25 protein-coding genes and 1 other annotated feature are annotated in these 24,988 nt (G+C 39.5%); of the genes, 6 read left to right on the top strand and 19 right to left on the bottom strand.

Features of this window, described 5'->3' with window-relative positions; translation table 11 throughout:
• Positions 1-263: 263 nt before the first annotated feature.
• The 3 genes from gltX to miaA form a co-directional block, all read right to left on the bottom strand.
• Positions 264-1,766, bottom strand: coding sequence for a glutamate--tRNA ligase (gene gltX / locus HUK49_RS05480; RefSeq protein ID WP_102168972.1), 1,503 nt, complete (start codon positions 1,764-1,766; stop codon positions 264-266).
• Positions 1,767-1,937: 171 nt separating this feature from the next.
• Complete coding sequence (glnA, locus tag HUK49_RS05475) at positions 1,938-3,281, bottom strand: type I glutamate--ammonia ligase (protein ID WP_102169474.1); 1,344 nt, start codon at positions 3,279-3,281, stop codon at positions 1,938-1,940.
• Positions 3,282-3,519: 238 nt separating this feature from the next.
• Positions 3,520-4,443 (bottom strand): tRNA (adenosine(37)-N6)-dimethylallyltransferase MiaA, encoded by a 924-nt coding sequence (miaA, locus tag HUK49_RS05470; protein ID WP_191912973.1) that lies wholly within the window; start codon positions 4,441-4,443, stop codon positions 3,520-3,522.
• 99 nt (positions 4,444-4,542) lie between these two features.
• On the opposite strand from miaA, the gene HUK49_RS05465 reads away from it, so the two are divergent.
• Positions 4,543-4,719: a DUF3042 family protein gene (locus tag HUK49_RS05465; protein ID WP_102169472.1), complete on the top strand. Its 177-nt coding sequence runs from the start codon at positions 4,543-4,545 to the stop codon at positions 4,717-4,719.
• Positions 4,720-4,840: 121 nt separating this feature from the next.
• On the opposite strand, the gene HUK49_RS05460 is transcribed toward HUK49_RS05465, so the two are convergent.
• The 7 genes from HUK49_RS05460 to HUK49_RS05430 form a co-directional block, all read right to left on the bottom strand.
• Positions 4,841-5,254: a rhodanese-like domain-containing protein gene (locus tag HUK49_RS05460; RefSeq protein ID WP_102169471.1), complete on the bottom strand. Its 414-nt coding sequence runs from the start codon at positions 5,252-5,254 to the stop codon at positions 4,841-4,843.
• An 18-nt stretch (positions 5,255-5,272) separates the two neighbouring features.
• Positions 5,273-6,235 (bottom strand): ROK family glucokinase, encoded by a 963-nt coding sequence (locus tag HUK49_RS05455; RefSeq protein WP_191912972.1) that lies wholly within the window; start codon positions 6,233-6,235, stop codon positions 5,273-5,275.
• Between the two features lie 28 nt (positions 6,236-6,263).
• Positions 6,264-6,500, bottom strand: a complete 237-nt coding sequence (locus tag HUK49_RS05450; RefSeq protein WP_003717305.1) for a YqgQ family protein — start codon at positions 6,498-6,500, stop codon at positions 6,264-6,266.
• A 6-nt stretch (positions 6,501-6,506) separates the two neighbouring features.
• Positions 6,507-7,169: a rhomboid family intramembrane serine protease gene (locus tag HUK49_RS05445; protein WP_102169470.1), complete on the bottom strand. Its 663-nt coding sequence runs from the start codon at positions 7,167-7,169 to the stop codon at positions 6,507-6,509.
• A complete protein-coding gene (locus HUK49_RS05440) occupies positions 7,169-7,726 on the bottom strand; it encodes a 5-formyltetrahydrofolate cyclo-ligase (RefSeq protein WP_102169469.1) in 558 nt (185 codons plus the stop codon). The genes HUK49_RS05445 and HUK49_RS05440 overlap by 1 nt, the downstream gene beginning before the upstream one ends.
• Positions 7,727-7,844: 118 nt before the next feature.
• A complete protein-coding gene (gene rpmG, locus HUK49_RS05435; RefSeq protein ID WP_003717302.1) occupies positions 7,845-7,994 on the bottom strand; it encodes a 50S ribosomal protein L33 in 150 nt (49 codons plus the stop codon).
• Positions 7,995-8,130: 136 nt separating this feature from the next.
• Complete coding sequence (locus tag HUK49_RS05430) at positions 8,131-10,212, bottom strand: peptidoglycan D,D-transpeptidase FtsI family protein (protein ID WP_191912971.1); 2,082 nt, start codon at positions 10,210-10,212, stop codon at positions 8,131-8,133.
• Positions 10,213-10,398: 186 nt separating this feature from the next.
• Here HUK49_RS05430 and HUK49_RS05425 point away from each other — a divergent pair, with 186 nt between their 5' ends.
• Positions 10,399-13,026 carry a YfhO family protein gene (locus HUK49_RS05425; protein ID WP_191912970.1) on the top strand — a complete coding sequence of 876 codons (2,628 nt, stop codon included), beginning with the start codon at positions 10,399-10,401 and terminating at the stop codon, positions 13,024-13,026.
• A gap of 78 nt (positions 13,027-13,104) precedes the next feature.
• Here the strand turns inward: HUK49_RS05425 and HUK49_RS05420 are convergent, their stop codons facing one another.
• The 8 genes from HUK49_RS05420 to HUK49_RS05385 form a co-directional block, all read right to left on the bottom strand.
• Positions 13,105-13,503, bottom strand: coding sequence for a HesB/YadR/YfhF family protein (locus HUK49_RS05420; protein WP_102169466.1), 399 nt, complete (start codon positions 13,501-13,503; stop codon positions 13,105-13,107).
• Positions 13,504-13,672: 169 nt separating this feature from the next.
• Complete coding sequence (greA, locus tag HUK49_RS05415; RefSeq protein ID WP_102169465.1) at positions 13,673-14,149, bottom strand: transcription elongation factor GreA; 477 nt, start codon at positions 14,147-14,149, stop codon at positions 13,673-13,675.
• An 82-nt stretch (positions 14,150-14,231) separates the two neighbouring features.
• Positions 14,232-14,576 (bottom strand): endolytic transglycosylase MltG, encoded by a 345-nt coding sequence (locus HUK49_RS05410; protein ID WP_191912969.1) that lies wholly within the window; start codon positions 14,574-14,576, stop codon positions 14,232-14,234.
• Positions 14,577-14,578: 2 nt separating this feature from the next.
• Positions 14,579-16,996, bottom strand: coding sequence for a phenylalanine--tRNA ligase subunit beta (pheT, locus tag HUK49_RS05405; RefSeq protein ID WP_191912968.1), 2,418 nt, complete (start codon positions 16,994-16,996; stop codon positions 14,579-14,581).
• A 5-nt stretch (positions 16,997-17,001) separates the two neighbouring features.
• Positions 17,002-18,048: a phenylalanine--tRNA ligase subunit alpha gene (locus HUK49_RS05400; RefSeq protein WP_191912967.1), complete on the bottom strand. Its 1,047-nt coding sequence runs from the start codon at positions 18,046-18,048 to the stop codon at positions 17,002-17,004.
• A 39-nt stretch (positions 18,049-18,087) separates the two neighbouring features.
• Positions 18,088-18,290, bottom strand: a binding site (T-box leader).
• A gap of 47 nt (positions 18,291-18,337) precedes the next feature.
• On the bottom strand, positions 18,338-18,676 hold the full coding sequence (locus HUK49_RS05395) for a winged helix-turn-helix transcriptional regulator (RefSeq protein WP_191912966.1): 339 nt from the start codon (positions 18,674-18,676) through the stop codon (positions 18,338-18,340).
• A gap of 22 nt (positions 18,677-18,698) precedes the next feature.
• On the bottom strand, positions 18,699-19,205 hold the full coding sequence (locus tag HUK49_RS05390; RefSeq protein ID WP_102169460.1) for an HD domain-containing protein: 507 nt from the start codon (positions 19,203-19,205) through the stop codon (positions 18,699-18,701).
• 67 nt (positions 19,206-19,272) lie between these two features.
• Positions 19,273-20,049, bottom strand: coding sequence for a TrmH family RNA methyltransferase (locus HUK49_RS05385; protein WP_191912965.1), 777 nt, complete (start codon positions 20,047-20,049; stop codon positions 19,273-19,275).
• A gap of 99 nt (positions 20,050-20,148) precedes the next feature.
• Here HUK49_RS05385 and HUK49_RS05380 point away from each other — a divergent pair, with 99 nt between their 5' ends.
• The 4 genes from HUK49_RS05380 (at position 20,149) to HUK49_RS05365 (ending at position 23,417) form a co-directional block, all read left to right on the top strand.
• Complete coding sequence (locus HUK49_RS05380) at positions 20,149-20,424, top strand: acylphosphatase (protein ID WP_191912964.1); 276 nt, start codon at positions 20,149-20,151, stop codon at positions 20,422-20,424.
• Positions 20,425-20,521: 97 nt separating this feature from the next.
• Entirely contained in the window at positions 20,522-21,490 is a 969-nt protein-coding gene (gene yidC, locus HUK49_RS05375; protein WP_191912963.1) for a membrane protein insertase YidC, read from the top strand.
• Positions 21,491-21,544: 54 nt separating this feature from the next.
• Positions 21,545-21,955 carry a peptide deformylase gene (locus HUK49_RS05370; RefSeq protein WP_191912962.1) on the top strand — a complete coding sequence of 137 codons (411 nt, stop codon included), beginning with the start codon at positions 21,545-21,547 and terminating at the stop codon, positions 21,953-21,955.
• Positions 21,956-22,094: 139 nt separating this feature from the next.
• Complete coding sequence (locus HUK49_RS05365) at positions 22,095-23,417, top strand: MATE family efflux transporter (protein ID WP_413230866.1); 1,323 nt, start codon at positions 22,095-22,097, stop codon at positions 23,415-23,417.
• A gap of 55 nt (positions 23,418-23,472) precedes the next feature.
• Here the strand turns inward: HUK49_RS05365 and yjeM are convergent, their stop codons facing one another.
• Entirely contained in the window at positions 23,473-24,963 is a 1,491-nt protein-coding gene (yjeM, locus tag HUK49_RS05360) for a glutamate/gamma-aminobutyrate family transporter YjeM (protein ID WP_191912960.1), read from the bottom strand.
• Between the last annotated feature and the right edge of the window lie 25 nt (positions 24,964-24,988).

Here is a 24,988-nt window from a genome sequence, read left to right as displayed (position 1 = left end):
GATAAAATAGTGGTGCCCATTAAGGTCCTTCTTTCTAATGGAATGTTGTGGTAACACCATTAAAGACCTTGATGGGTTTTTCTGTCTACTTAAATGTTCAACTTAAATTTTACAATCTGCCTTTATCATTAATTACTAGATTACGTCTTTTGTTCAGTAATGGTCAAGCTTCTTCGTTAAATTTTAAAAATAAAATAGAAGAAGCTCTGGTCAAACCTATCTTAGGCATAATCATAACTTCCTCTATAATTTATATCTTAAAATTAATCTTGAAGCGCCTTGATCATCCGGTCAAGCAATTCAATATCTGTATCACGAGAATAGATGTCCATAATCTCATAAATTTGTGGAGCAGAAGTTGACCCAGTAAATGCTAGGTTAAGTGGGAAGTACAAGCCACGTCCCTTAATGCCAGTAGCTTTACCAACTTCCTTGATTGCTTGACTGTAGTCATCCGCACCGTTTTCAAGTTTTTCTTTTAATCCGGTTAAGACAGCTAAAACATCAGCATTAGCGAAGTCTTCATTGTCCTTAATTAGATCGTAATTGAAGTTTTCATCAAGAACGTTGTAATAGGACCAAACATATTCAATCACTTCAAGTAACTTATTAACATCACGTTGATGAACATGGATTGTCTTCATAATCAAGTCCTTCAACTGATCTTCCGGAATTGATTGCAAACGCTTAGCTTCTTCAGTTTCGCCTTCTTTTACCAATTCCATGGTCCGATCGGTCAATTCATCAACGGACATGCTCTTAATATATTGAGCATTCATCCAATCAAGCTTCTTTTGGTCGAAGTAAGCCGGGGCCTTTGACATCCGGTTTGGATCGTAAACCTTAATTAATTCATCCTTAGAATAAATTTCCCGTTCGCCAACTGGTGACCAGCCTAAGAAAGCAATGAAGTTAAAGATTGCTTCGTGAAGGTACCCGTGCTTTTTGTATTCACTAATGAATTGCAAGGTATCCTTATCACGCTTACTTAACTTCTTCCGGGTCTTTGGATTAAAGATCAATGGAATGTGGCAGAAAGTGGGGTGCTCCCAGCCTAATGCTTCGTAAATTGCAATTTGCTTTGGTGTATTTGAAATATGATCAGCACCACGTAATACGTGAGTAATGTCCATCGTGTGGTCATCAACAACAACCGCAAAGTTGTAAGTAGGCATCCCATCACTCTTTTCAATGATGAAGTCACCACCAAGATTATCAGAGTTAAAGGAAACATGCCCCCGAGCAATATCATCCCATTCATAGTCATGGTTCTTTGGGAAGTGGAAACGAATAGTTGGCTTTAAGCCCTTAGCTTCGGCAGCCTTTTGCTCTTCTTCGCTCTTACCATACCAGCGACCATCATAATGCGGTGCTTCGTTATTAGCCCGTTGCCGTTCCCGCATTTCCGCTAGTTCTTCTTCCGTTGAGTAATCCTTGTAGGCTAACCCCTTATCAAGCAATTCTTGAATATACTTGTGGTAAATTCCTTGCTTGTTCCGTTCACTTTGACGGTACGGAGCATACTTCGGATTAGGTTTGTTAGGACCTTCATCCCAATCAATTCCTAACCAATGCAAGTTCTCCCGTTGACTTTCTTCTCCGTCCTTAACATTTCGCTTGGTATCAGTATCTTCAATCCGTAATACCATTGTTCCATTAAAGTGACGGGCAAATAAATAATTAAAAAGGGCTGACTGCGCATTACCAATGTGTAAGAAACCTGTTGGACTAGGTGCGTAGCGAACTCTGACCTTCTTGTCATCCATGTTTGCGATTCTCCTTTATATCTGTTTCACGAACAAATTCGTGACTGCAACATGTTTAATTGTATCGGAATGTTGCTATTTGTCAATTTCATTCAAGCACAGATAATGAGGGACCGCAAGTACTAGTACTCAGTCCCTCATTATTGCTATTTTATTATGACGGTAAAATTATTAATATTGTTCCATGTACCGTTGCCGTTCCCAGTCAGAAACATGAGCACGGTAAGCATCATATTCACGGGTCTTTGCCTCTTCAAAGCTTTGGTATAAGTGTTCACCCATTGAACTCTTAATCACTTCATCATCAGCTAAGTCCTTTAATGCACTGTGTAAAGTATCAGGTAAGTTAACAATCCCCTTGTTCTTCCGTTCCTTAACAGTCATATCATAGATGTTTTCATCAACGTTGTGAACTGGTGGCAAGTTGTTCCGTAGACCATCAAGTCCCGCTTCAAGAACCGCAGCAATTGCTAAGTATGGGTTGGCTGCAGGATCAGCTGACCGCAATTCAAGACGAGTTCCCATTCCCCGATCGTTTGGAATCCGAACTAGCGGTGAACGATTAGAGGTTGACCAAGCAACATAAACCGGTGCTTCATAACCTGGAACTAACCGCTTATAAGAGTTAACAATTGGGTTAACAATCGCGGTATAACTCCGTGCGTGCTTCATCAAACCACCTAAGAAATGGTAAGCAGTTTCTGATAATTGGTTCTTATCATTTTCATCATAGAAAGCATTTTTGCCATCTTGAGTAAAGAGTGACATATTAAGGTGCATCCCTGAACCATTAATTCCAGACAATGGCTTTGGCATAAATGTTGCGTGTAATCCGTACTTCTTGGCGATTGTCTTAACAACCAGCTTAAATGTTTGAATATTATCTGCCGCTTCAAGTGCATTAGAGTACTTAAAATCAACTTCATGCTGACCAGGAGCAACTTCATGGTGAGCTGCTTCAACATCAAAGCCCATCTTTTCTAATGCAAGGACAATATCGCGCCGACAATCTTCACCAATATCAGCTGGTTCCATATCAAAGTAATTTTCGGAATCATTAACCTTAGTGGTTGGATTACCGTTATCATCCGTCTTAAAAAGGAAGAATTCTGGTTCAGGGCCAATATTGAATGAATTAAAGCCCATCTTTTGCATTTCTTTTATAACTCGTTTGAGATTGTTCCGTGGGTCACCTGAAAATGGAGTGCCATCTGTCATGTGAACACTGCAAATCACCCGAGCAACCTTTCCATGATCAGCTCCCCAAGGGAAGACTAACCAAGTCGACATATCAGGGTAAAGGTACATGTCACTTTCCTCAATCCGCACGAAACCATCGATTGAAGAACCATCAAACATGATCTTATTATCCATTAACTTATCAAGTTGGCTAACTGGTAAGTCAACACTCTTAATTGTTCCTAACAAATCGGTGAACATTACCCGCAAAAAGCGAATATCCTCATCTTTAACCATTTGACGTACTTCATCTTTGGTATATAAATGTCTAGCCATAAATTCATTCCCTTTCTTGAAGACACCTTAATCAAGTTACTTAATAAAAGAAAGTAAATAAAAAGTTTACTGGCTAGTGTCAATTTAAAACTTAGACTAGACCAATCTAAACTAAATAACTTATTTTCATTAGGCAACCCTGTTTCTTTAGTACTGCTTAAGGATACCAATTGAAAATCATTAAGTCAATTTACTGAAAACGTTTTAACCCGATTATAACTAAATCAGCACAAAAACTTTAATTTTTTAACCACGAAGAAATAAATTGTTTAATTTCGTTAGTATTATTTTGACCACTTACTAGATCAAACCAGTGAACATCCATCTTATTTCTAAACCAAGTTAACTGCCGTTTAGCATAATGACGTGAATCTTGTTTAATTTTATTTACAGCATCATCAAGAGAACATTTACCAGCAAAATAGGGAAATAACTCATGATAACCAATTCCCTTTCCGGCTGGTAATTCAATTCCGCCCTGATCATATAACCATTTAGCCTCATCAATTAATCCAGCTTTTATCATCAAATCAACTCGATGATTAATGCGGTCATATAGTACTGGCCGAGCTGTGGTAAGTCCAATCAATAGAAAATCATCCATTGATTGTGCCTGATGTTGTTGAGAGAATAGCTGACCACTAGTTTCAATTACTTCTAGTGCGCGAATTACCCTCCGTGAATTATTCTCAGGAATTGCCATCGCTGCCTGGTGATCCCTCCTTTGCAGTTGTTGCCAGAGGTAATGAGCACCATTCGCTTCTAAAATTTCTTGCCAATGTTGGCGAATCTTTACCGAACGAGCATTATCTTGATGGCCACCTAACGAAAGGTTATTTGTTAATGACTGTAAATAAAATCCTGTTCCACCAACGATTAACGGTAACCGTTTAACGTTACTGATCTTTTCAATCCAAGAATTAGCTTCCCGTTTAAATTTAGCAACTGAATATTGTTGATCAACGTCACAAATATCAATTAAGTGATGAGGAATTCCTGCCATTTCTTCAGCTGTTACCTTAGCTGTTCCAATATCCAGGTGTCTATATACTTGCATTGAGTCACCAGATATTACTTCACCATTAAAGGCGGTTGCGATTTCGATTGATAAAGCAGTTTTACCTACCGCTGTAGGGCCAACAATTGCCACAACTTTAGACATTTTTTATCTCCTTAATATAAATTTTGATCCTTCTGACTGGTAAAAAGGCATTAAGTCTTGCATAATAGAAGTAACATAGTAACAAGAGGAGGCTATATTATGAAAAACTTTGCTAAGGGTGTCTTAATTGGAACTTTCGGTACTCTCGCAGCAATTGCTAGCGGAGCATTCACCTTCCACAAGACAGTTGTTAAACCAATTGAAGATCAAGAAGAAAAATTTGATGAGAACCGGAAAGCTGCCACTCGAAAGAGTCGTTCAGCTCACCAAGCTTAATCAATTCTATTATAAAAAAGAGGCCGGAAAAAACGAAATGTTTTTTCCGGCCTTTCTCTGTAACTAATAGTTTCCGAACTTAGCAAGCCTAACTTCGAAGACATTAATTGCCATTTTCTTTTTAATACTTAGACTTCTTAGTCTTTCCTTTCCAACCATTATAGCCACCTTTAAGGATGTACAGTTGGTGATAACCATGTTTAGCAAGAAAGGCAGCAGCTTGAGTGCTGATTGCAATTCCTTGATCATACATATATACAGGAAGATCAGGACGCAACTCACCATATTGTTGTTTTAGGTAAATGTATGGCAAATTCCGTGCCCCTAAGATATGACCCTTCTTAAAGTCATTGGGTTGCCGAAGATCGATCACTTGCGCTTTACGCATTCCCTGATGAAAAGCATCTTGATCCAGGACCGTTGCATACTTCTTCCGACGGTAGTATTGGAAAAGCCAAGTAAGTCCCCAAGCAAGCAAAAGGACGATAATAACAATATTAAAGGTTAATAAACCATTACTAACTCCAAGAACCACGTTAACGCTCCTCACTTTTTACATGAATTGCCGAGCCAAAGAAGCAGCCCCGATAACCCCAGCATCATTACCAAGTTCAGCTAACTTCAATTGAGTTGATGTCCGGACAGTTGGGAAAGCAAACTTCTTGAAGTTTTCGTCAACCCGCTTCAAAAGGAAGTCACCAGCAGCTGAAACACCACCACCAATAACAAGGTATTCAGGGTTAAGCGCATTACTTAAGTTAGCAGCAGCTAATCCTAGGTAAAACGCAACTTCATCAACAACGGTGTTTGCTAGGTAGTCGTTTTGCTTAGCTAAATCAAAGACAATCTTAGCAGTAATTTCGTCACCATTATCAATCATTGCCTTTAGGCGGCTGTCGCCTTCGTATTCTTCAGCCTTGTCTTGAGCAATGTGAACAATCCCAGTAGCGGAAGCATATTGTTCAAGACAGCCACGGTTACCACAAGTACAAAGATAACCATTAGGCTTTACGATCATATGACCAACTTCACCACCGGCACCAACCATACCATGAACTAACTTGCCGTTGGAGATTAATCCACCCCCAACACCAGTACCAAGTGTCATGAAGGCAACGTCATCACCTTCATTACCAGCACCTTTCCAGCGTTCACCAAGGGCAGCCACGTTAGCATCATTGTCAAGAGAGAACTTCATGCCGGTTCCTTCTTCAATTTGTTCCTTAACTTTTTGTGTAGTCTTCCAGTTAAGATTATAAGCACCAACAACAGTTCCCTTATCACGGTCAATTGTACCTGGAGTTCCCATTCCAATACCAACAAATTGATCACGATCCATCTTGTATAAGTCAAGGTGGTGGTTGATTGAATCAATAATATCAGGAACAATATGTGAACCTTCATCTAAAATATTAGTCCGTAAAGACCACTTTTGTTGAATTTCACCATTTTCAGTTAAGATCGCAAACTTAATAGTAGTTCCACCAAGATCAACACCAATTAATTTTTTAGCCATTTTTTCATTTCCTTTCTTAATTAACAACTTAAATCGCTGTTCCGTTTTTTTCACGCAGTTCTTCTTCACGATGTTCCTTTCGAAGAACAATTTTTGCTTTCATGTAAGTCGCGTTATCGACAACCCCAGCTTGATATAAGTGATCCAGCTCGATCGCAATTAACTCAATATCATATAACCGTTTACCAACATAGACATAAACATTAAATTCTTTTAGCAACTGTTGAACATCATATAGAGTTCGATATTCTCGCGGTCGTGTCACCTTTAATCACCTGCCAATTGCAATTATCATAGTAATAATGCCAAAGAACAATACAACACTGCCAATCATTCGTTTATAAAGACGAACGTGCCCGACAAATGGTGCACCAACAACATATGATATTAAAAATCCACCAAGAAGGCCACCAATATGTCCGGCAAGATCCACTCCAGGAAGGAAGAAATCCATCACGATGTTAATTCCGACTAAAACCAAGAATTGTCGGCTTAAGTCCTGAATTAATTCGTTATCATGAAAAGATTCTCCTAACATTAAGAATGCTCCAAACAAACCGAAAAGTGCCGTACTCGCACCAGCTGAAATTGTATTAGGCAAGAAATAAGCACTTGCCAAGTTACCAGTAAAAGCACTCACCAAATAAATCACCAGCATTCGCCAATGACTAAATAATTCCTCAATATACATTCCCAAGAAATAAAGGGTAATACTATTAATAATGAGGTGGGCAATGCCGATATGGAGAAATACCGGTGTTATTAACCGCCACCATTGACCTTCATGGATCAAGGACGTAACCCGCGCACCACACTCTATTAGAACACTGGAATTCGTTGAACCGCCTAATAGTGTCATTATAATAAATGCAACTATCTGAATAATCAAGAGGACAACGGTTACTGGTGCTCTTCGCCATATTTGATCCCTCATTAATCAGTCTCCGGTAAAGAAAGCACTTTATTGACATGTCGGTCGTATTGGTCACTTTGCCACTCGTTTTCGTTTGCCAATTGGGTAGTAAAAGATAATGAGACCGTATCACCATCATATTTATCTAAGTAACGATCATAGTATCCCCCGCCAAAACCAATCCGACGACCAGACAGAGTAAATGCAACCCCTGGAACAATCATCAAATCAATCTCATCGGGTTGGTACACTCGACCATTTTTTGGTTCTAAAATACCAAAAGTTGTTTCCACAAATTCGGTATCTTCATTCAACGCCACAAACTCCATTTGACGATCTGGCAAGGTTCGTGGGACAACAATTTGACGGTTCTCATGACGAGCATGAAGTATAATTGGAGAAGTATCCAATTCTAAGGACTGACTTAACGTTGTTGCGATAACCTTAGCATTCATCCACTCGGGTTGGTCAAATAGCATTGAAGTTAATCTTTTTTCTTCATGTAAACGCGTATTAAGATCAAGTTGTTGCAGTCGTGCGATATACGCCTGACGCAACTCCTTCTTTGAATACGTCATTATCCTACAATCTCTCCTTTTAAACGTTTTCAATCTATAATTATCACAGCTCATGACTATTTATGCAAGCGTTTTTTCACTAAGTAATAAAAAAGGCACCTAAAAAGGTGCTTTTTTATTACTTAGTTTCACGGTGTAAAGTAACCTTACGTTCCCGAGGGCAGTACTTGTTTAATTCAAGACGGTCGGGATTGTGACGACGGTTCTTACTAGTTAAGTAAGTCCGTTCGTGGCATGATGTGCATTCAAGGATAATGTTGACACGCATTGTCATGACCTCCTATTTTTTTATTATTTAACGTGGTTATTAACCCTAACTCGTACAACTATATCATTAATTAACTAGTTTGACCAGTCTTTTGTGATAATTGTTAAGGAAAATTACTTGACAGACAATCTAACGACTAATCATTGCTGGTACTCTTAGAATCCTGAACCATCTTCCAGTAAGCACTAAATATTTGCTTAGCCATGTTCAAGTTAGCACCACCATTTTCATTAGTTACCCCCGGAATTGCAAGGGCAACAACAACTTGAGGGTTCTTTGATGGCGAGTAACCAGCAAAACTAATCGTTGAAGTCTGATGACCATTAGTGACAGTTTCAGCAGTTCCCGTCTTCCCTGAAATAGATGGTTTAGCACTTCCCAAAGACTTAGCAGTTACGTAAGAACTCGTCCCGTGAGTAACCTGATACAGTCCCTGACGTACTAGATCAAAGTCTTCCTTTGAAGCAGGAATTGTAAATTGAACCTGTGGTTGGGTTGTGGATTCAACTCTTCCCAGCTTACCATTAGACTTACTACCACGAATTTCCTTAACCACATACGGCCGCATCCGGTTCCCACCATTAGCGATCGTTGACATATATTGAGCCAGCTGAATAACAGTATAACCATCATAGTTCCCGTATGATAAGTCAAGTGCTGAACCAATATGTGCCTGAGTCAACGGTCCATTATAGCCAGCTGTTTCTCCTGGCAGATCAATTCCTGTCTTTTGCCCCAAGCCAAACATGTTAAAGTATTGGCGTTCCTTAGCAAAAATACTTGGTTTCAATGTTAACTGGGCACCTGGTTTATAATTCATTCCGCCCTCCTTCATGATTAATTGCATCATGTAGGAGTTTGATGAAACTTCTAGTGCCATTGGAGCACTTAAAGCCATGTTAGCAGAACCGGTTTTATTGAACCACGAACTCTTCGTTGAGGTCCCCGCAACCTTAATTGGTTGATCAGTTAAGGTGTTATTGGTTGGCGTAATAACACCACTCATTAAACCACCCATAATAGTAGCACCCTTAACAACAGATCCCATTGTAATTGGGTGATTAATTGCTCCAATCTCATCAACAGTTTGCTTGCCAGTCTTAATATCCCGGTCAATTCCAGCCATAGCATAAATTGCACCAGTATGTGGATTCATTACTACTGCATAAACTCCTGATGAGTATTGAATTCCTGCCGAAGAGTAATTTTGCTTTAAAATTTCTTGAACACGTTTTTGGAACTTAGAATTAATCGTTAAGACAAGGTTATCCCCCTTCTTACCAGGGTACTTAACCACTTCATCAGTTACCTTATTTCCACTAGTAGTCACCTGTGTCTGTGATTTTGAGCCAGCCAGAGTTCCCTGAAACATCTTTTCCAAGTAACTTTGACCCACACTATCACTTCTGGAATAACCTTGTGAAAGCAGACTATTAACTTGGTCACTCGGTAGTCCGGTTGTCGAAACAGTCCCGGTTAGTGATTGAAAATCCTTTCCTTGTGGATAGTTCCTTGTCCAAGCCGTTCCGATTTTTACACCAGGCATTTGGTTTAAGTGCTCACCAACTTCTGCAAGCTCTTTACTAGTAACTCCAGACTTTTTGATGTAAGTTGTTGATAACGAATATGCTCCAGTCATCGCGGCATATATCCGGGCATTGCTCTTCTCATGATTTGATAATCGCCATTCATTCGGATGATTCTTTAAATACTTTAATGCAGCATTATATTGATCATCATCACTAGCATCTTTAGAGAGGTTCAGCTTTTTAGTAATTCGTTTAAGATTATCTTTATTTGCTAAGTAATAATCCTCTTCATTCCGGTCCGTTAACCGTGTATCGCTATTACTTACAGTAATGTATTTTCCTAAGCGATTAGCAATCTTATATAGCTGATCAGTGGTTACGTCAGAACTCTTAGTATAAGTAATTGCTTGGTGAGTCTGGTTACCAACGATTACCTTACCGCGACTATCGTAAATCATCCCCCGCTGAACATTATTTGTTTGAATCGTAGTATCCGATCGTTTAACCTCCGCCTTATAGGATGATCCGTTAAGGACTTGCAAGTAAAATAAACGACCAGCAAGCATTAGTAGCAAGATTCCAACAATCCAAAGCAATAAGTTCAACCGTGATGGAATTATGGATTGAGCGTTTTTATGTTTACCTTTATTTGAACTAAAATAGTTCGTAATTCGATCAAAAAACTTCACAGTATTAAACTTCTCCTTTTACCGTGATGAATTCTATTGTAGCAAATTTTACTTCATTTGACAGTTAAAGCTGACTTACCAAAATGAAATCATACACTTTATTGTTGTAAAAATGAATACGTAAATCGGTAAATCAAGGAAACTTAACAGAACCTTCATATTCATTGGGGATTAATTCGGTATATAATGACAAGGATATTTTATTTAGGAGGACATTTTGTGCAATTTCGTTCTCAACTTAAAAAACAACATATTTTATTAATCAGTTTTCTCCTTCCCGTGATTATAATGGGGGGCTATTTCGCCTATCGCTCAATGGCGCCATTTGGGCAAAACAGTTTGCTAACCGTTGACCTTGGGCAGCAATACATTGATTTCTTCTCTTACTTCCGGCGAACCCTGCTGCATCATCCGAGTGAATTTATCTACTCATTCAGCAAGGGGCTTGGTGGAGAGATGTGGGGAACAAACGCTTATTACCTTTGGAGCCCGTTAAATCTAATTCTTATCTTCTTCCCTGCTGCCCATCTTTCCAGTGGTGTTTTGGTATTAACTCTATTAAAATACGGTCTTTCTGGTCTTTCATTCGCCTGGTTACTAACAAAAACTAAGCTACAAACCGGTATTCGTATTCTTGCATTCAGTACTGCTTATGCTCTTAATGGTTGGATCGTTGCTAACCAGCTAAACTTACTCTGGCTTGATGCGATGATCATTTTGCCGCTAGTTGTCTGGGGTCTTCATCAGGTTATTTTTGCTCGTAAATTTACCTGCTATCTTTGCTGGCTCACCGTAATGATGATCGATAACTACTACATGGCATGGATGATCTGCATATTTACAATTCTCTTCTTCATCTGGCAGCTTCCATTAATTAGTAATTGGCAAGATCGCTTGCGAGCATTTAGTCGCTATGTAATTTCTTCATTAATTGCTGCAGGTATCAGCTGTATCGTCTTATTGCCAACTATTTATACCCTTCTTCAAAGTAAGGGAACTTATACTAATAACCATATTCGAAGTCGCTTCGAATATAATCCGCTAAAACTATTTGCTAAGCTTGTTCCTGGATCGTTTAATTTTAACCAAATGCCTAGCGGTCAGGCAAATATTTATGTGGGAATGCTAATGATATTTAGCTTTGGATTATACTTTTTAAACCGTAATATCAACCTTCGTCAGCGAATTCTCGCTCTCCTCATTACGATCTTTTTCATTCTTTCGTTCTGTTATGAACCTCTTGACCTTTTTTGGCATATTGGTCAATTTCCGGTATGGTACCCTTCACGGTTTTCATTTATCTTCTGTTTTTGGACAATTCTTCTTGCTGCTACCTGTCTGCAAAAAGATTTTCAACCTGAAAGATGGCAACTCGCAGCCTTACTGATAGCTACCTTAGCAATCTTTGCATATGTTGAAACCCTAACCGTTTCTTACATTAACAACAGTCAGAAATTAATCGGACTAGGAATCGCAATTATCAGTATTATCTTTTTAGCGATCCCTCACGCAGCTTCCCCAAGCTTAAACAATCTTTTACTAGTACTGATCACAATTTGTGATGTTTCAACCAGCGCCTACACTGCCCTCAACCAAATCTCATACGTTAGTCAATCCGAGTTTGGTGAGTATACCACGGCACTCAATAACGCCACTACAAAAATTAAGAATAGTGAACATGGATTCTACCGGGTTGCTAAAACATTTATGCGAACTAAAGACGATCCTATGCAAAGCGGCTTTAACGGTGGTGATCACTTTGGCTCAACGATTGTTCCTAGTCTCCCCACATTCATGGGAGCAATTGGACAACCGGCTGGCGATGGTTTCGTGTCATATGATAATGGTACTCAAGTAACAGATTCGTTATTAGGTTTCCGCTATACAATGGCAGTTATTGATCCAAATCGTTCAACACCATTTCTTCCCTTATCAGGTTATCGTCCTGATTGGAATACTCAGGAACCTGTAGCAGTAACTAATAATATTGGAATAAGAAAAAACAAGGCTGCATTACCGATTGCGTTTGGTGCTAATTCACGAATTCTCAACTTAAGCCATGATACTTATGATCCCGTAGCTTACCAGTCTGAAATCTATCAAGACTTAGCTAACTCTCCACAACCACTCTTTGAAGTACAAAACTTTAATCAGGTCGATTTTCAAAATGTTCAAAGTGCAACCCAAATTACCGGAACCGTTTTTCAAAAAGAACAAAAATCTGCCGGTGCAACCGTCAAATTAGAATTCATTCCTAATAGTAATGATTCATACTATTTAACGGTTGGACCGAATGTTAAGGATGATGCATCAATCACGGTTAATAATCAGCATTTTAGCCAGTATCAAACTTACCGGGATACAATCGTTATGAATGTTGCCCATCATCAAAAAGGACAGAAGATCGTAATTACCTTTCATCTGAAGCACGCGGAATTATGGATGCAAAACGTGAGCTTGTACCGGCTTAACCAGCAAGCATTTAATCACAACCTCAAGGTGTTGCAACGATCGCCATTAAAGCTCAGCCATGCTAGTGCCACAACCCTTAAAGGAAAAGTAAATATAAAAAAGGATCAGGGAATACTGATGACAACGATCCCTTACGATCGTGGCTGGCATGCTAAAATTGATGGTCATCCGGTAAAATGTCAAAAGGTTATTAATACATTCTTAGCACTGAAGATTAAACCAGGAACCCATCAAGTAACTCTTCATTACCGACCACCATTCTTAATTACTGGAATGATTATTAGCGTGCTGAGCTTATTGGCAGCGTCCTTCTTGATTAAACTTAATGTTCGCCATCAATAAAAGAAAAAAGCGGAGACGTAAAGCAGAGGCTAAATTAACTTCTGCATTCGTTTCTGCTTTTTCTTCGCCTTAAATTATTTATTTCCATTGTGCAGAAGCACCGGTCGAAGCATCGGCCTTACTATCTGCATGATCATCAGAGTCTTTATCTAATCCAGCAACATCAGGTGTCGAATCACCATCTTCATGCTTAAAATGGAAAATTGGACCATCAGATTTTTCATCATAATCAACCGTCATTATTAATCCCTTGAAAAACCACTCATCAAGGTTATCAATATGATAATTAACGTTGCCCTTCTTTACTTCCAGAATTGGTGAAACAGGAACATCTTCACGTGTAAAGCCCTGTGAAAAGCCGTGGTGGACTTCAGTTGAACCATAAGTTTTCCCGTAGAACTTTACCCCACCACCATTTTCCAAGCTTAAGTTAGTTCTAAACCAATTATCTGCAGCATCGGTTATAATCATTTTCATTAACTTCACATCCCTTCGATTACCATACCTTATGATAGCACTTTCATTAGGAAGAAAGATATCATTTTCGGTTAATAAAGTTAAAACTTAATAGGTTAGACAACTGATCATAAAAGGTCCAAACTCCCCTTGCGGAATTTGGACCTTTAATATATTAAGGCTAATTTGATTATTCTACACTCAAAATTTTAACCTTCATCGTGCCATTAGGAATTTCAATTTCGACTTCTTCACCAACTTTATGGCCAAGAAGTCCCTTAGCCATTGGTGACTCATTAGAAATCTTACCGTTAAATGGGTCAGATTCTGATTCCCCAACAATTTGGTAACTTTCTGGTTCTTCGTCGGGAAGTTCCTTGATTGTTACTTTCCGTCCCATTGATACTTCATCCTTGTCGACATCTTCATTATCAATGATTTCAGCATACTGAAGCATATTTTCAATCTGTGAAATTCGTCCTTCAACAAAGGCTTGTTCATCCTTTGCAGATTCATATTCAGAATTTTCAGAAAGGTCACCATAGCTTCGCGCAATTTTAATTCGCTTGATAACTTCTGGGCGCCGCTTCATTTTAAGATCTTCAAGTTCTTCTTCGAGTTTTTGTTTTCCTTCCAGCGTCATTGGAAAAGTTTTTTCTTCAGCCATTTAATTACACACTCCTATCTTATATCCATTGGTAAATTACCATTTGTTTAGATAAATGTAAATAATTATCCTAAAAATATTTTTAATGACTTTCACGGGATTCCTGCAAAAGGCTAACAATCTGCGGTGTCGAGTACGAAGCCTTCAACTTAAATGTTCCAGCTTTTACTCCTGATTCCTTATGAGTTTGCAAATAGTAATCACAGACAAAACTACTCCGCACTAATCGTTTCTTTTTTAAAATCACGCCTACCTGATGATCAGTCGCACCCTGGGGGATTTTAACACTCAGCATCTGATTTGCTGAAGGATCGACTGGTCTTAAAGCATAGTTAAAATATTGATGAATCCCTAAGCCACAACAAATTAAAAGAATGAGAATAATCAGGACAACCCGATTTTGGCGATGTAATTTCTCGTTAGTCATTATTAACGAATCTCAGCATTTAATTGTTCTTGAAGGCGGTTTGTTACCTTGGCAAATGCCTGGTTAACCTGGTCCTCCGTCAAGGTTGCATTGGTATCCTGGTAAGTTAATGTGTATGCCAATGACTTCTTTCCAGAAGAAAGGTGGGCTCCACTATAAACATCAAACAAGTGAACATCTTTCAAGAAGGCACCACCGTATTGCTTAATTAAATCAACAATCTCTTCATTGGTAACGTTGGTATCAACTAATAAAGCAATATCACGCGTGATTGTTGGGAACTTGCTAATTGGCGTATATTCATTTTCAATCTTCTTGGATTTCATTAACTGTTCAAGATTTAATTCAAAAACGTAGGTTTCGGGAACCTTATATTCTTTTGCTGTTTGTGGATGAACCTGGCCAACAAAACCAACTAGTTCCCCATCAATTAAGATATTAGCTGTCCGTCCAGGGTGCATTTCTTCACGAGAGCGATCGGCAACGTACTCAACCTTTCCTGCGATTCCCATGTTGTGAAGGTAACGTTCCAACATTCCCTTTACTTGGAAGAAATCAACCGGCTGATCAGCAACATGCCAGCTATTATTCAATAGTTGACCAGTAATCGCTCCTGCAACATGTTCTTGTTCTTCTGGCCGTTCTCCACCACGCGGAATAAATACTCGACCTTCTTCATAAAGGGCGACATTGTTAACGTTACGAGCAACATTATAAGCAATATCAATTAATAAACCACTAATAATGCTCATCCGGGTTGCAACGTGATCAGAACTCATTGGGAAGTCAAGTTTCATTGGTTCAGCTACCGGATCAATTTGGAATTGCTTGGCCTTGTCAATAGTGGTCAATGAATAACTGATGGCTTGGTTTAACCCCATTCCTTCAAAATCATGACGGGTAGCGCGAATAAACCGTTGCCGAGGAGATAATCCGCCATGATTACGGGTCATTACCGGTAAACTTTCGGGTAAATTATCATAGCCATAGATCCGGGCAACTTCCTCATAAAGGTCGGCTGGCAAACTAATATCCCAACGGCGAGCAGGAACTGTAACTAGAACCGTATCATTACTAGTTAACTTATTAGGAAAGGCTAACCGATCAAAAACGCTGGTAACATCCTCCATCTTTAGGTCAGTTCCCAAAACATGGTTGATCTTTGCTAATGACAACTCAATGTTCTTATCCTCAGCTGGCTTTTCACTACCGGTAACAATTCCCTTAGTAACAGTTCCGCCAGCTAATTGAGCAATCAGTTGGGCAGCTTCATTAAGAGCAGTTTCAACGGTTGCTGGATTAATTCCCCGCTCAAAGCGCATTGAGGATTCACTGTGAAGATCAAGACGACGAGCTTGTTTCCGTACCATTACCGAATCAAAGATCGCTGCTTCAAGTGCCACAGTTGTAGTATCTCCTGACACAGCAGTTGCTTGACCACCCATTGTTCCGGCAAGTGCAACTGGTTGATCACCACTGACGACAACAATATCATTTTCGTTTAATGTTTGTTCCTCATCATCAAGAGTAACGAACTTTTCGCCTGCTTGAGCGTGACGGACACTAATATCATGATTTGGCAACTTATCATAATCATAACTGTGTAGTGGTTGACCATACTTAAGCAGAACATAGTTAGTAACGTCCACAACATTATTAATTGGCCGAATGCCAGAATTCCATAGGCGAATTTGCAGCCATAATGGACTATCCTGAATCTGAACGCCCTTAATTACCCGTAACTTATATGTTGGTGCAATCTTGTTATCACTAATTTCAGCATTAATGAGGTCAGCAGTTGCCTGGTCATCATTTTCTTCAACTGCAACTTCCTTAAAGTGCGGCTTTAAATTATAAAATGCAGCAATATCATTAACATTACCATAGATGCTCAACATATCACCACGGTTAGGAGTAACATCGGTATCAATTATCGTATCATCCATCCCCAGGTAACTGAATACTGATTCTCCTGGTTTAGCATCATCAGGCAAAATGTAAATTCCGGCTTCATAAGCTTTGGGAGCAATGCGGTCACTAAAGCCAATCTCTTGTAAGGCGCAAAGCATCCCGTTTGATTCAATTCCGCGGATTTTACCACGCTTTATTTTTTGGTTATTCGCAATGCGGGCACCGTTTAAGGCAACAATTACTTTTTGTCCGGCCGCAACATTAGGTGCTCCACAAACAATTTGAAGCGGTTCCTCTTCACCAACATTTACGGAACACACATGTAAATGATCCGAATCGGGATGAGGTTCACAAGTCTCGACTTTCCCCACCACTAACTTTTTCAAGCCATCACTTAATGAATAAACATCATTAATATCAACAGACGTCCGCGCAATCTTTTCGGCAAGATCGCGTGGTTTAACGTCAAGGTCCAAATATTCATTTAACCAATCGTATGAAACTTTCATTGCCGTTATCCTTTCCGATCAAATTGAGTTAAGAAACGAACATCATTTTGGTAGAAGTTCCGAATGTCGGTAACCCCGTACTTCAACATTGCAAATCGGTCGGGTCCTAATCCAAATGCAAAGCCACCAAACTTCTCTGGATCAACACCGGACATCCGTAAAACATTTGGATGAACCATTCCGGCACCAAGGACTTCAATCCAGCCGGTATGCTTACAAATGGAGCATCCTTTCCCCATACAATTAAAGCATGTAATATCAGCTTCTACTGATGGTTCAGTAAATGGGAAGTAACTTGGCCGCAAACGAACATCTAGCTTATCACCAAAAAGCGATTGAGCAACAACCTTCAAAGTTCCTTTTAAATCAGCCATTGTGATATGTTCACCAACAACCATCCCTTCAATTTGGTTAAATTGATGACTATGGGTAGCGTCATCCGTGTCACGCCGATAAACTTTTCCCGGTGAAATCATTTTTAATGGTCCCTGGCTAAAGTCATGTTTCTCCAACATCCGTGCCTGCATCGGGGAAGTTTGGGTCCGCATTAAGACAGACGGAGTAACATAGAAAGTATCTTGCATATCTCGTGCTGGGTGATCCTTTGGCAAGTTTAATTTTTCAAAGTTATAAACTTCTTGTTCTACTTCGTCACCAACAGCAACCTCATATCCCATTGAAACAAATAGGTCAACCACTTGGTCAATAATTTGTTGGATAACGTGTGGTTCTCCCTGAGCCACTGGTGTTCCGGGTAAAGTAACATCAACGGTTTCTGCCTCTAATTCTGCATTCATCGCAGCTTGCTCTAGTTCTGCCTTTTTACTTTCAATTGCAACAGTAAGCTCATCACGAAACTTGTTTGCAAATTGACCAACCTTTGGCCGTTCTTCAGCACTTAAGTCACGCATCCCACGAAGGACGTTAGTAATTGGCCCCTTCTTTCCGAGCATTTTTACCCGAACTTGATTAATTTTTTTCAGGTCTTCAGATTCCCTGATTTCTTGCAAACCTTCTTCACGAAGTTCAGCAAGTCGTTCTTTTAATCCCATAATTTCACTCCTTTTAATAAACAAAAAAAGCCCCGTCCGATTAGGGACGAGGCTTCGCGGTACCACCCTAGTTTGCAAAAAAAAAATGCACACTCAAAATCGATAACGGTGATCAACCGGAATATCATTAAATATCGGCTCCGGAAATGAAATTCCCTTGATATTACTGACCGTTAATTACAGAATTATAACAGCTCTCTGACAATAATAATCCAGGTACTAGTTTCCATCGACACTTTTAATATCACAGACTATTGTAGCTAAGCACCCTTAGCAGGTCAAGGAAAAATTAATTCCACTTATCACTCCACCGGTGGACGGTGCTCATCACTTCGCGAAGTTCTTGCCCCCGTTCTGTTAATGAGTAATCAATCCGATTTTCCCCCTTATAAGTGTTCCGGACAACAATGTGTTCATCTTCCAGTTCTTTAAGACGTTCACATAAAACCCGATCACTACAACCATTAATACTTGCTGAAAGATCCTTAAAACGCATTGGATCCTTAACCAAAAGGGCTTCAATGATTAAGCCATTCCATTTCTTGCCAAGGATCGAAAAGGTATGGGTGAATTTCGGACAAAGTTTACAACCACCAGCATTAGCCGACTTCTCAGCTAATTGTTGCATAGTAACAACTCCCTTCCACAAACTACCATACAGACTTCATGCGACGCTTACGGATCTTCCGTGCCAACTTAGCCCGAAGCGGACTAAAGAATTCATGCTCAGCTTCAAAGTCATCCACAAGGGAAACAATCCAGCTCTCACGATACTTTGGCAACGCTAATGTTGCACCAAACATGTGCTTAAGGATAATATCTTTCTCCTTAGCATTTAATTTTGTTAATTTTTCAGCATTTCGCAAAGCTACTCGCGGATGAATAAACGCATGTGTCCCCAAGTCAAATTTAGTAGTTCGCCAGTCATAATAAAAGAGATCGTGTAGTAAGCCAGCGCGAGCAACACTCCGATAATCAAGATGCATTCGTTTAGCAATCCTGTAACTATCGAATGAGACCGCAATCGAATGTTGGAGACGGTTTGAGTGATGATGCTGTGTATACTGAGCTAACTTCTGAACAGCTGGCTGAGCTAATAAATCACTAACAATAGAAACATACTCCGAATCGGTTCGCCATTCATTAATTGACTTCATATAATCCCCCTTTTCAATTCTTAAAGATATTTTACAAGATCTATCTTAACAAATAAATCATTAAGCATTATAAATTTTTATTTAACTGAAACATAAGAATGCCAGCAGAAACAGCAACATTTAGTGACTCTGCCTGTCCTTGCATTGGAATGTAAAGGTTAGTCGTCGTTTGACTAAGAAGCTGTTCGCTCATCCCTTGCCCCTCATTTCCCATAATTAAAGCAAAGGTCTTACCAGGTTCAACATCACGAAAACTTTTTGCTTGCGGGTTAAGCTGAGTCCCGTAAACTGGTGCATTAAGCGTCTTAAAATCTTCAACCCACTTTGCTAGATCCCCTTCATATAAATTCAAATGAAATTGAGATCCTTGCATCGAACGAATCACTTTCGGGCTAAAAATATCTGCCGAACGATGACTGACCACTACACCCGTAAATCCAGCAGCATCAGCGGTTCGTACCATTGTACCAACGTTACCTGGATCCTGAACACGATCAAGAAATAGCCAGCCACCATGAAGATTTTCCATGTCTGGAATCTTGTGTGCATCTGGTAACGGAACCACTGCAGCAATTCCTTGCGGGGTAACCGTGTCAGTAATATGCTGCATTACCTCTTCAGTAACTTCATATACTTCATCAGTAAGTGAAGTTAAGTCAGGATGAGCAGCAAGCTGTTCACTTGTTCCAATTAACTGTAAGACTTGAGTGCCAGATTGAACCGCCTCACTTACCAAATGCCATCCGTCAAGCAAGTATGTCCCCGTTTGCCGACGGTATTTCTTTGTTTGAAGCTTTTTCCAATTTTTTACGTGTTGATTATGAATCGACGTAAGTTTTTCCATTTAATTATCGACTCCTCTTTTGATTAATTATACCATGGTTATAGCGTACAATGATGTTAATAATTTCTATGATTTTATTAAGGGGGAGGAGGAGTCTAAATGGAACTTCACTGTTTAAAAATAATTGCCCATGGTCAGGTTCAAGGGGTTGGTTTTCGCTACGGAACATTACAAATTGCTAACCGCCTCGCCATTACGGGAACCGTCCAGAACTTATCAGACGGAACTGTCAGAATCATTGCTGAAGGTAACCACCCAAACTTGAAAGAATTTATTCACCTAATTAAAGCTGGACCAACCCCATTTGCCCACGTTACCAACTTGCAGATTGAGGAACTACCACCCCAGCATTATCAGCTTTTTATGATTAAATAGCGTTAAATCAGTAGAATTGCTAATAGAATTAATGTTAATATATGTACTGTTTTATACTATTTAACACTATACTTAAATACACTAAGGGAGAATATTAATGAAACGAAAACGACTTTCAGTTGCGGGACTATTAACCGTTACCCTACTATTTCTGACTGGCTGTGTGCGAACAACAAAGTCAGGAAAGCCATATGGACTGACGTATACGTATCTTGCAAAGCCAATGCAACACTTAATGGAATGGCTTGCTAGTCACTTAGGTAATAATTATGGTTGGGCAATTATTGTGATTGTTGTTGTTGTTCGGACAATCCTGCTACCAGTGATGTTCTCACAGATGAAAAAATCAACCATCATGCAAGAAAAAATGGCCAAGATCCAGCCACTACTTAAAGAGCTCCAAAAGAAGCAACGGGAAGCTAAAACCCCAGAAGAACAAGCTGCTGTTGGTGCACAAATGATGGCTGTTTACCGGGAAAACAATGTCAGTTTAACTGGGGGAATTGGCTGTTTACCACTTCTAATCCAGTTTCCAGTCTTTGCTGCCCTCTATGCTGCAATCCGCTATTCCCCTGACCTTTATCATGCAACCTTTATGGGAATCGCCCTCGGGAAGCCAAGCATTCTTTTTGCAATCCTTTCCTTCATCGCATACGCAGCACAAAGCTACCTTGGATTAGTTGGCGTTCCTGAAGAGCAAAAGAAGCAAATGAAGATGGCAATCTGGATGAGTCCATTCATGACCTTCTTCATCTCGTTAACTTCATCGGCTGGATTAGGCCTTTACTTCTTTATTGGTGGGTTATTTGCAATTCTTCAAACCTTAATGATCAACGCATATCGCCCACGAATTCGCAAACAAATTGCAGAAGAAAATAAGAACAACCCAATTAAGGTTCCTGATGCTCTAACAACAAATGATTCAGCAGCGAACGCAACTGATAACGTTTCTGCAACGATTGATCAATTAAAGAAATCTGCTGCACCGGCTTCTTCAGCCACACCAAAGCCAAGCAATCGTCAACGAAATGCTGGTAAGCAACACCATCATAAAAACAATAATTAAAAAACTAAGGACTATGGCAATTACTATAGCCCTTTTATTTTAGGAGACAAGATAATGATTAAACCAATTAACCACGATCAAATACTTTTACAACAACGTGCTATCCCCGCAACAAAGCAAGATCTCAATGTTGGTATCGATCTCAAAGATACTTTAAATGCACACCAAGCAGAATGCATTGGGATGGCGGCAAATATGATTGGCATCAATAAGGCAATTATCATTGCACGCCTTGGTCCAATTAACATGGTAATGTACAATCCACAGATAACTCAAAAACAAGAGCCATATCAGGCAACTGAAGGCTGCCTTTCACTTCCCGGGAAAAGAGCTGTTACGCGTTATCGTCAAATTAAGGTTACCTTCCGTGATCAAGCTTGGCGTTTACAAACCTTACAGCTCTCAGATATAGCTGCAGAGATCGTCCAACACGAGATTGATCACCTTAATGGGATCCTAATCTAAGGTCCACCTCTTTTACCGCTACACTCGATTTGCTAAGATAAAGTTAATGAAATAAGAGCCACAAAATCGCCGGGTTTTGTTTATAAATTATTTTACTTTCCAAACAGGCGTCCAAATTTCTGGAGGATGGGAAGCTAATCTGGAGGTTTTTATTTTGCCAATCACTAAAGAAGTTTTTCATTATGTTAGTCGAAACATTATTGCCATGCTTGGAACATCAATTTATGTTTTGATTGACACCCTTTTTATTTCAATTGCTGCGGGCGCATTAGGATTAACTGCGCTTAACCTTGCTCTGCCCATCTTTAATCTCTTTAACGCCCTTGGTTTATTACTCGGTGTTGGTGGTGCAACAATTTTTTCGCTAAATAAAATTCTCCACCCTAAGCGGATTGAATCATTATACAGCTCACTAATGATCTCCGCGGCAATTCTGGGAATAGCACTTGCAATTCTAATTGACATTTTTTCAGTCGGAATTGTTGACTTTCTCGGTGCCAATAATGCTACAAGAGAACTCGCTATTACCTATGTACGAATAGTGGCATGGTGTGGCCCATTTGTAATGTGCAACTATGTTAGTATCAACTTTATTCGTAATGATGGCAACCCAACCTTAACCATGTTGGCGACTGTTATCGAAACATCATCAGTAATTATCATTGACTGGTTCTTCATCTTTGGCCTCGGTTTAAAAATGGAGGGAGCCGCTTTAGCAGTAATCTTTTCACCCGCAATTAGTCTAGTAGTTTTATCATTTCACCGGAAATTTAAAAATCGTCGACTTCACTTTCACTTTGTTCGTCCTTCCTTTAAGCCACTCATTGAATCAGCACGACTAGGTTCTGCGGCAGCACTAAATGAATTAAGCACCGGTGTTAGCGTCTTCTTCTTTAACCATGTTCTTTTAATGCTAGCAAACAACTATGCCGTTGCGGCTTATGATGTTATTTCAAACATTGCAATCGTGGTTCTAGCAATTGCTAACGGGGTTGCCCTCGGAGTTCAACCAGTTGCTAGTCGCGAATACGGTGAACACCATTTCAGCAACGTATCGCACGCATTAAGGGTTGGGATCATCATTACACTTGCGTTAGCACTTACTGAATTTATCATCTTAACTACATTTAAGTACCCAATCATCGGTCTTTTTAATACTCAAAATTCACTTCAGCTCGTTCATTATGCCGCTGTAGGACTACCAATTTACTTCACGAGCGCCTTCTTCAGTGCCTTAAATTACCTCTTTATTTTGTTCTTAACAGCGACTAATTCAGCTCGTGCTTCGTTTGCTCTATCGCTGCTCCGCGGTTACCTGGTTCTCCTACCATTAATATTTATTCTGCCGTTTTTCTTTGGCCTTAAGGGCGTTTGGGCAGCAGTTCCGTTAACTGAACTAATTGTCACGGGAATTGGAATCGTCTTAATTCATCAACGGATTATTCAATACAATGATATTTAAAATTAAAACAACCTAAGATTAGTTCAGAACGAAAATAATCTTAGGTTGTTTTTAGTTATGCTCGGGCATGCTTAGATGCATAATCATAAAGCACCCACGCAACGATTCCAAAGAAGACCGGTCCAATTGCTGTCCAAAAGGCTGTTTGATAATCATGATCCAAAATCGGCTGGATACAAGTAAAGATGATTCCCAAACAAACAATAATTTCGACAAACCATACCAGAACCTTAGTCCAAAAGCGATTCTTAAATGCCACAAATTCACGTGGAATATCTTTCCGCTGAAATGCTGGAAATGCTCCAACCAAGAAAATATATGGCGCACAAGTGGAAACATTCCCCATATCAGTTAGGATCTGATAAAAACTAGCTGCCGCAGAACCACCAAAGGCTACTAGCAAGATAATTACTGAAACAATGATTGCTTGAATCCACATTGCAAAAGCGGGCATTCCATGTTGATTCAACTTGGTAACACGTGCTGGCCATAAATCAGGGTTTGATCCCATAATAAAAGACTTAATTGGCGTATACACAAGGATAAACATTGCACCAAGCATCCCCATTAACCCGGCAAGGGCAATCAACCGGGTAAATAAATCTCCCAAGAATAGATTTACTCCATGACTTAACCCTAGAGAAACGCCCATCATGTAACCTAAACGATGGAAAACAACATATGTTACATTCCCCAGATTAACACTTGATTTAGCAATTACTTGATTATAATTTACACTAAATCCAGTCATTACAATCATTAATACATAACTACCAATGGTCAAGATAGCCCCAATTGTTAACCCCTTAGGAAAAGTTCTTGAAGGATTTTTCATACTATCAGTAACCCCACCAAGATTTTCCATTCCTGCATATGCAAAGATCGCATAAACAACAAATGAAATAATTGCAATTGGTGTTTGAAATGATGGATTAGGCGATACAAAAAATGTCTTAATTCCGTCAATTGGCTGTGCCGGAACACCATGATTTGCAATAATCGTAATTAAACTAGCAAAAATAAAGATAAAGTTCATTATGATCATGAAGGCACCACCAAAGGAACTAATTTTTGTAATACCATTAATCCCCCGCGAGCTTAACCAGGTAACAACGATTACAAAAATAATTGCCAAAATCCCGATCAACTGCGTCGAATCTAAAGCACCAATATGCCAACTTTGCGTAGTATCGCGCCCAAAAAGCAATGCTGATAACGTAATCCAAAGTCGTGAAGCACTCGAAACAATCCACAGGACCCAACTAGCAAGCCAGATAAACGTTCCAATGAATGCAAGCTTTTCGCCAATTGAACCCGCTAGCCAAGAGTAGATTCCCCCTTTTGCTTCGTTAAATGCTGAACCATACTCGGCCATCATTAAACAACATGGGAAGAAAAAACAGATTCCCCCAATAATATACCAAAACATTCCAGCATATGACATCTGAGCATAGGCAATCGAAACATTTCCGAATCCATAAATGGTCGAAATGATCATCAAGACCAGCGTTGGTGTCGTAATTAACTTTTTCTTTTCCGTCGCCACGGATCTTCAACTCCTTATTCCAATT

It is taken from the genome of Limosilactobacillus portuensis (assembly GCF_014838735.1).
Classification (GTDB): domain Bacteria; phylum Bacillota; class Bacilli; order Lactobacillales; family Lactobacillaceae; genus Limosilactobacillus; species Limosilactobacillus portuensis.
The sequence above is the reverse complement of the archived record's forward strand: the minus strand, read 5'-3'. Positions and strand labels throughout refer to the sequence as shown.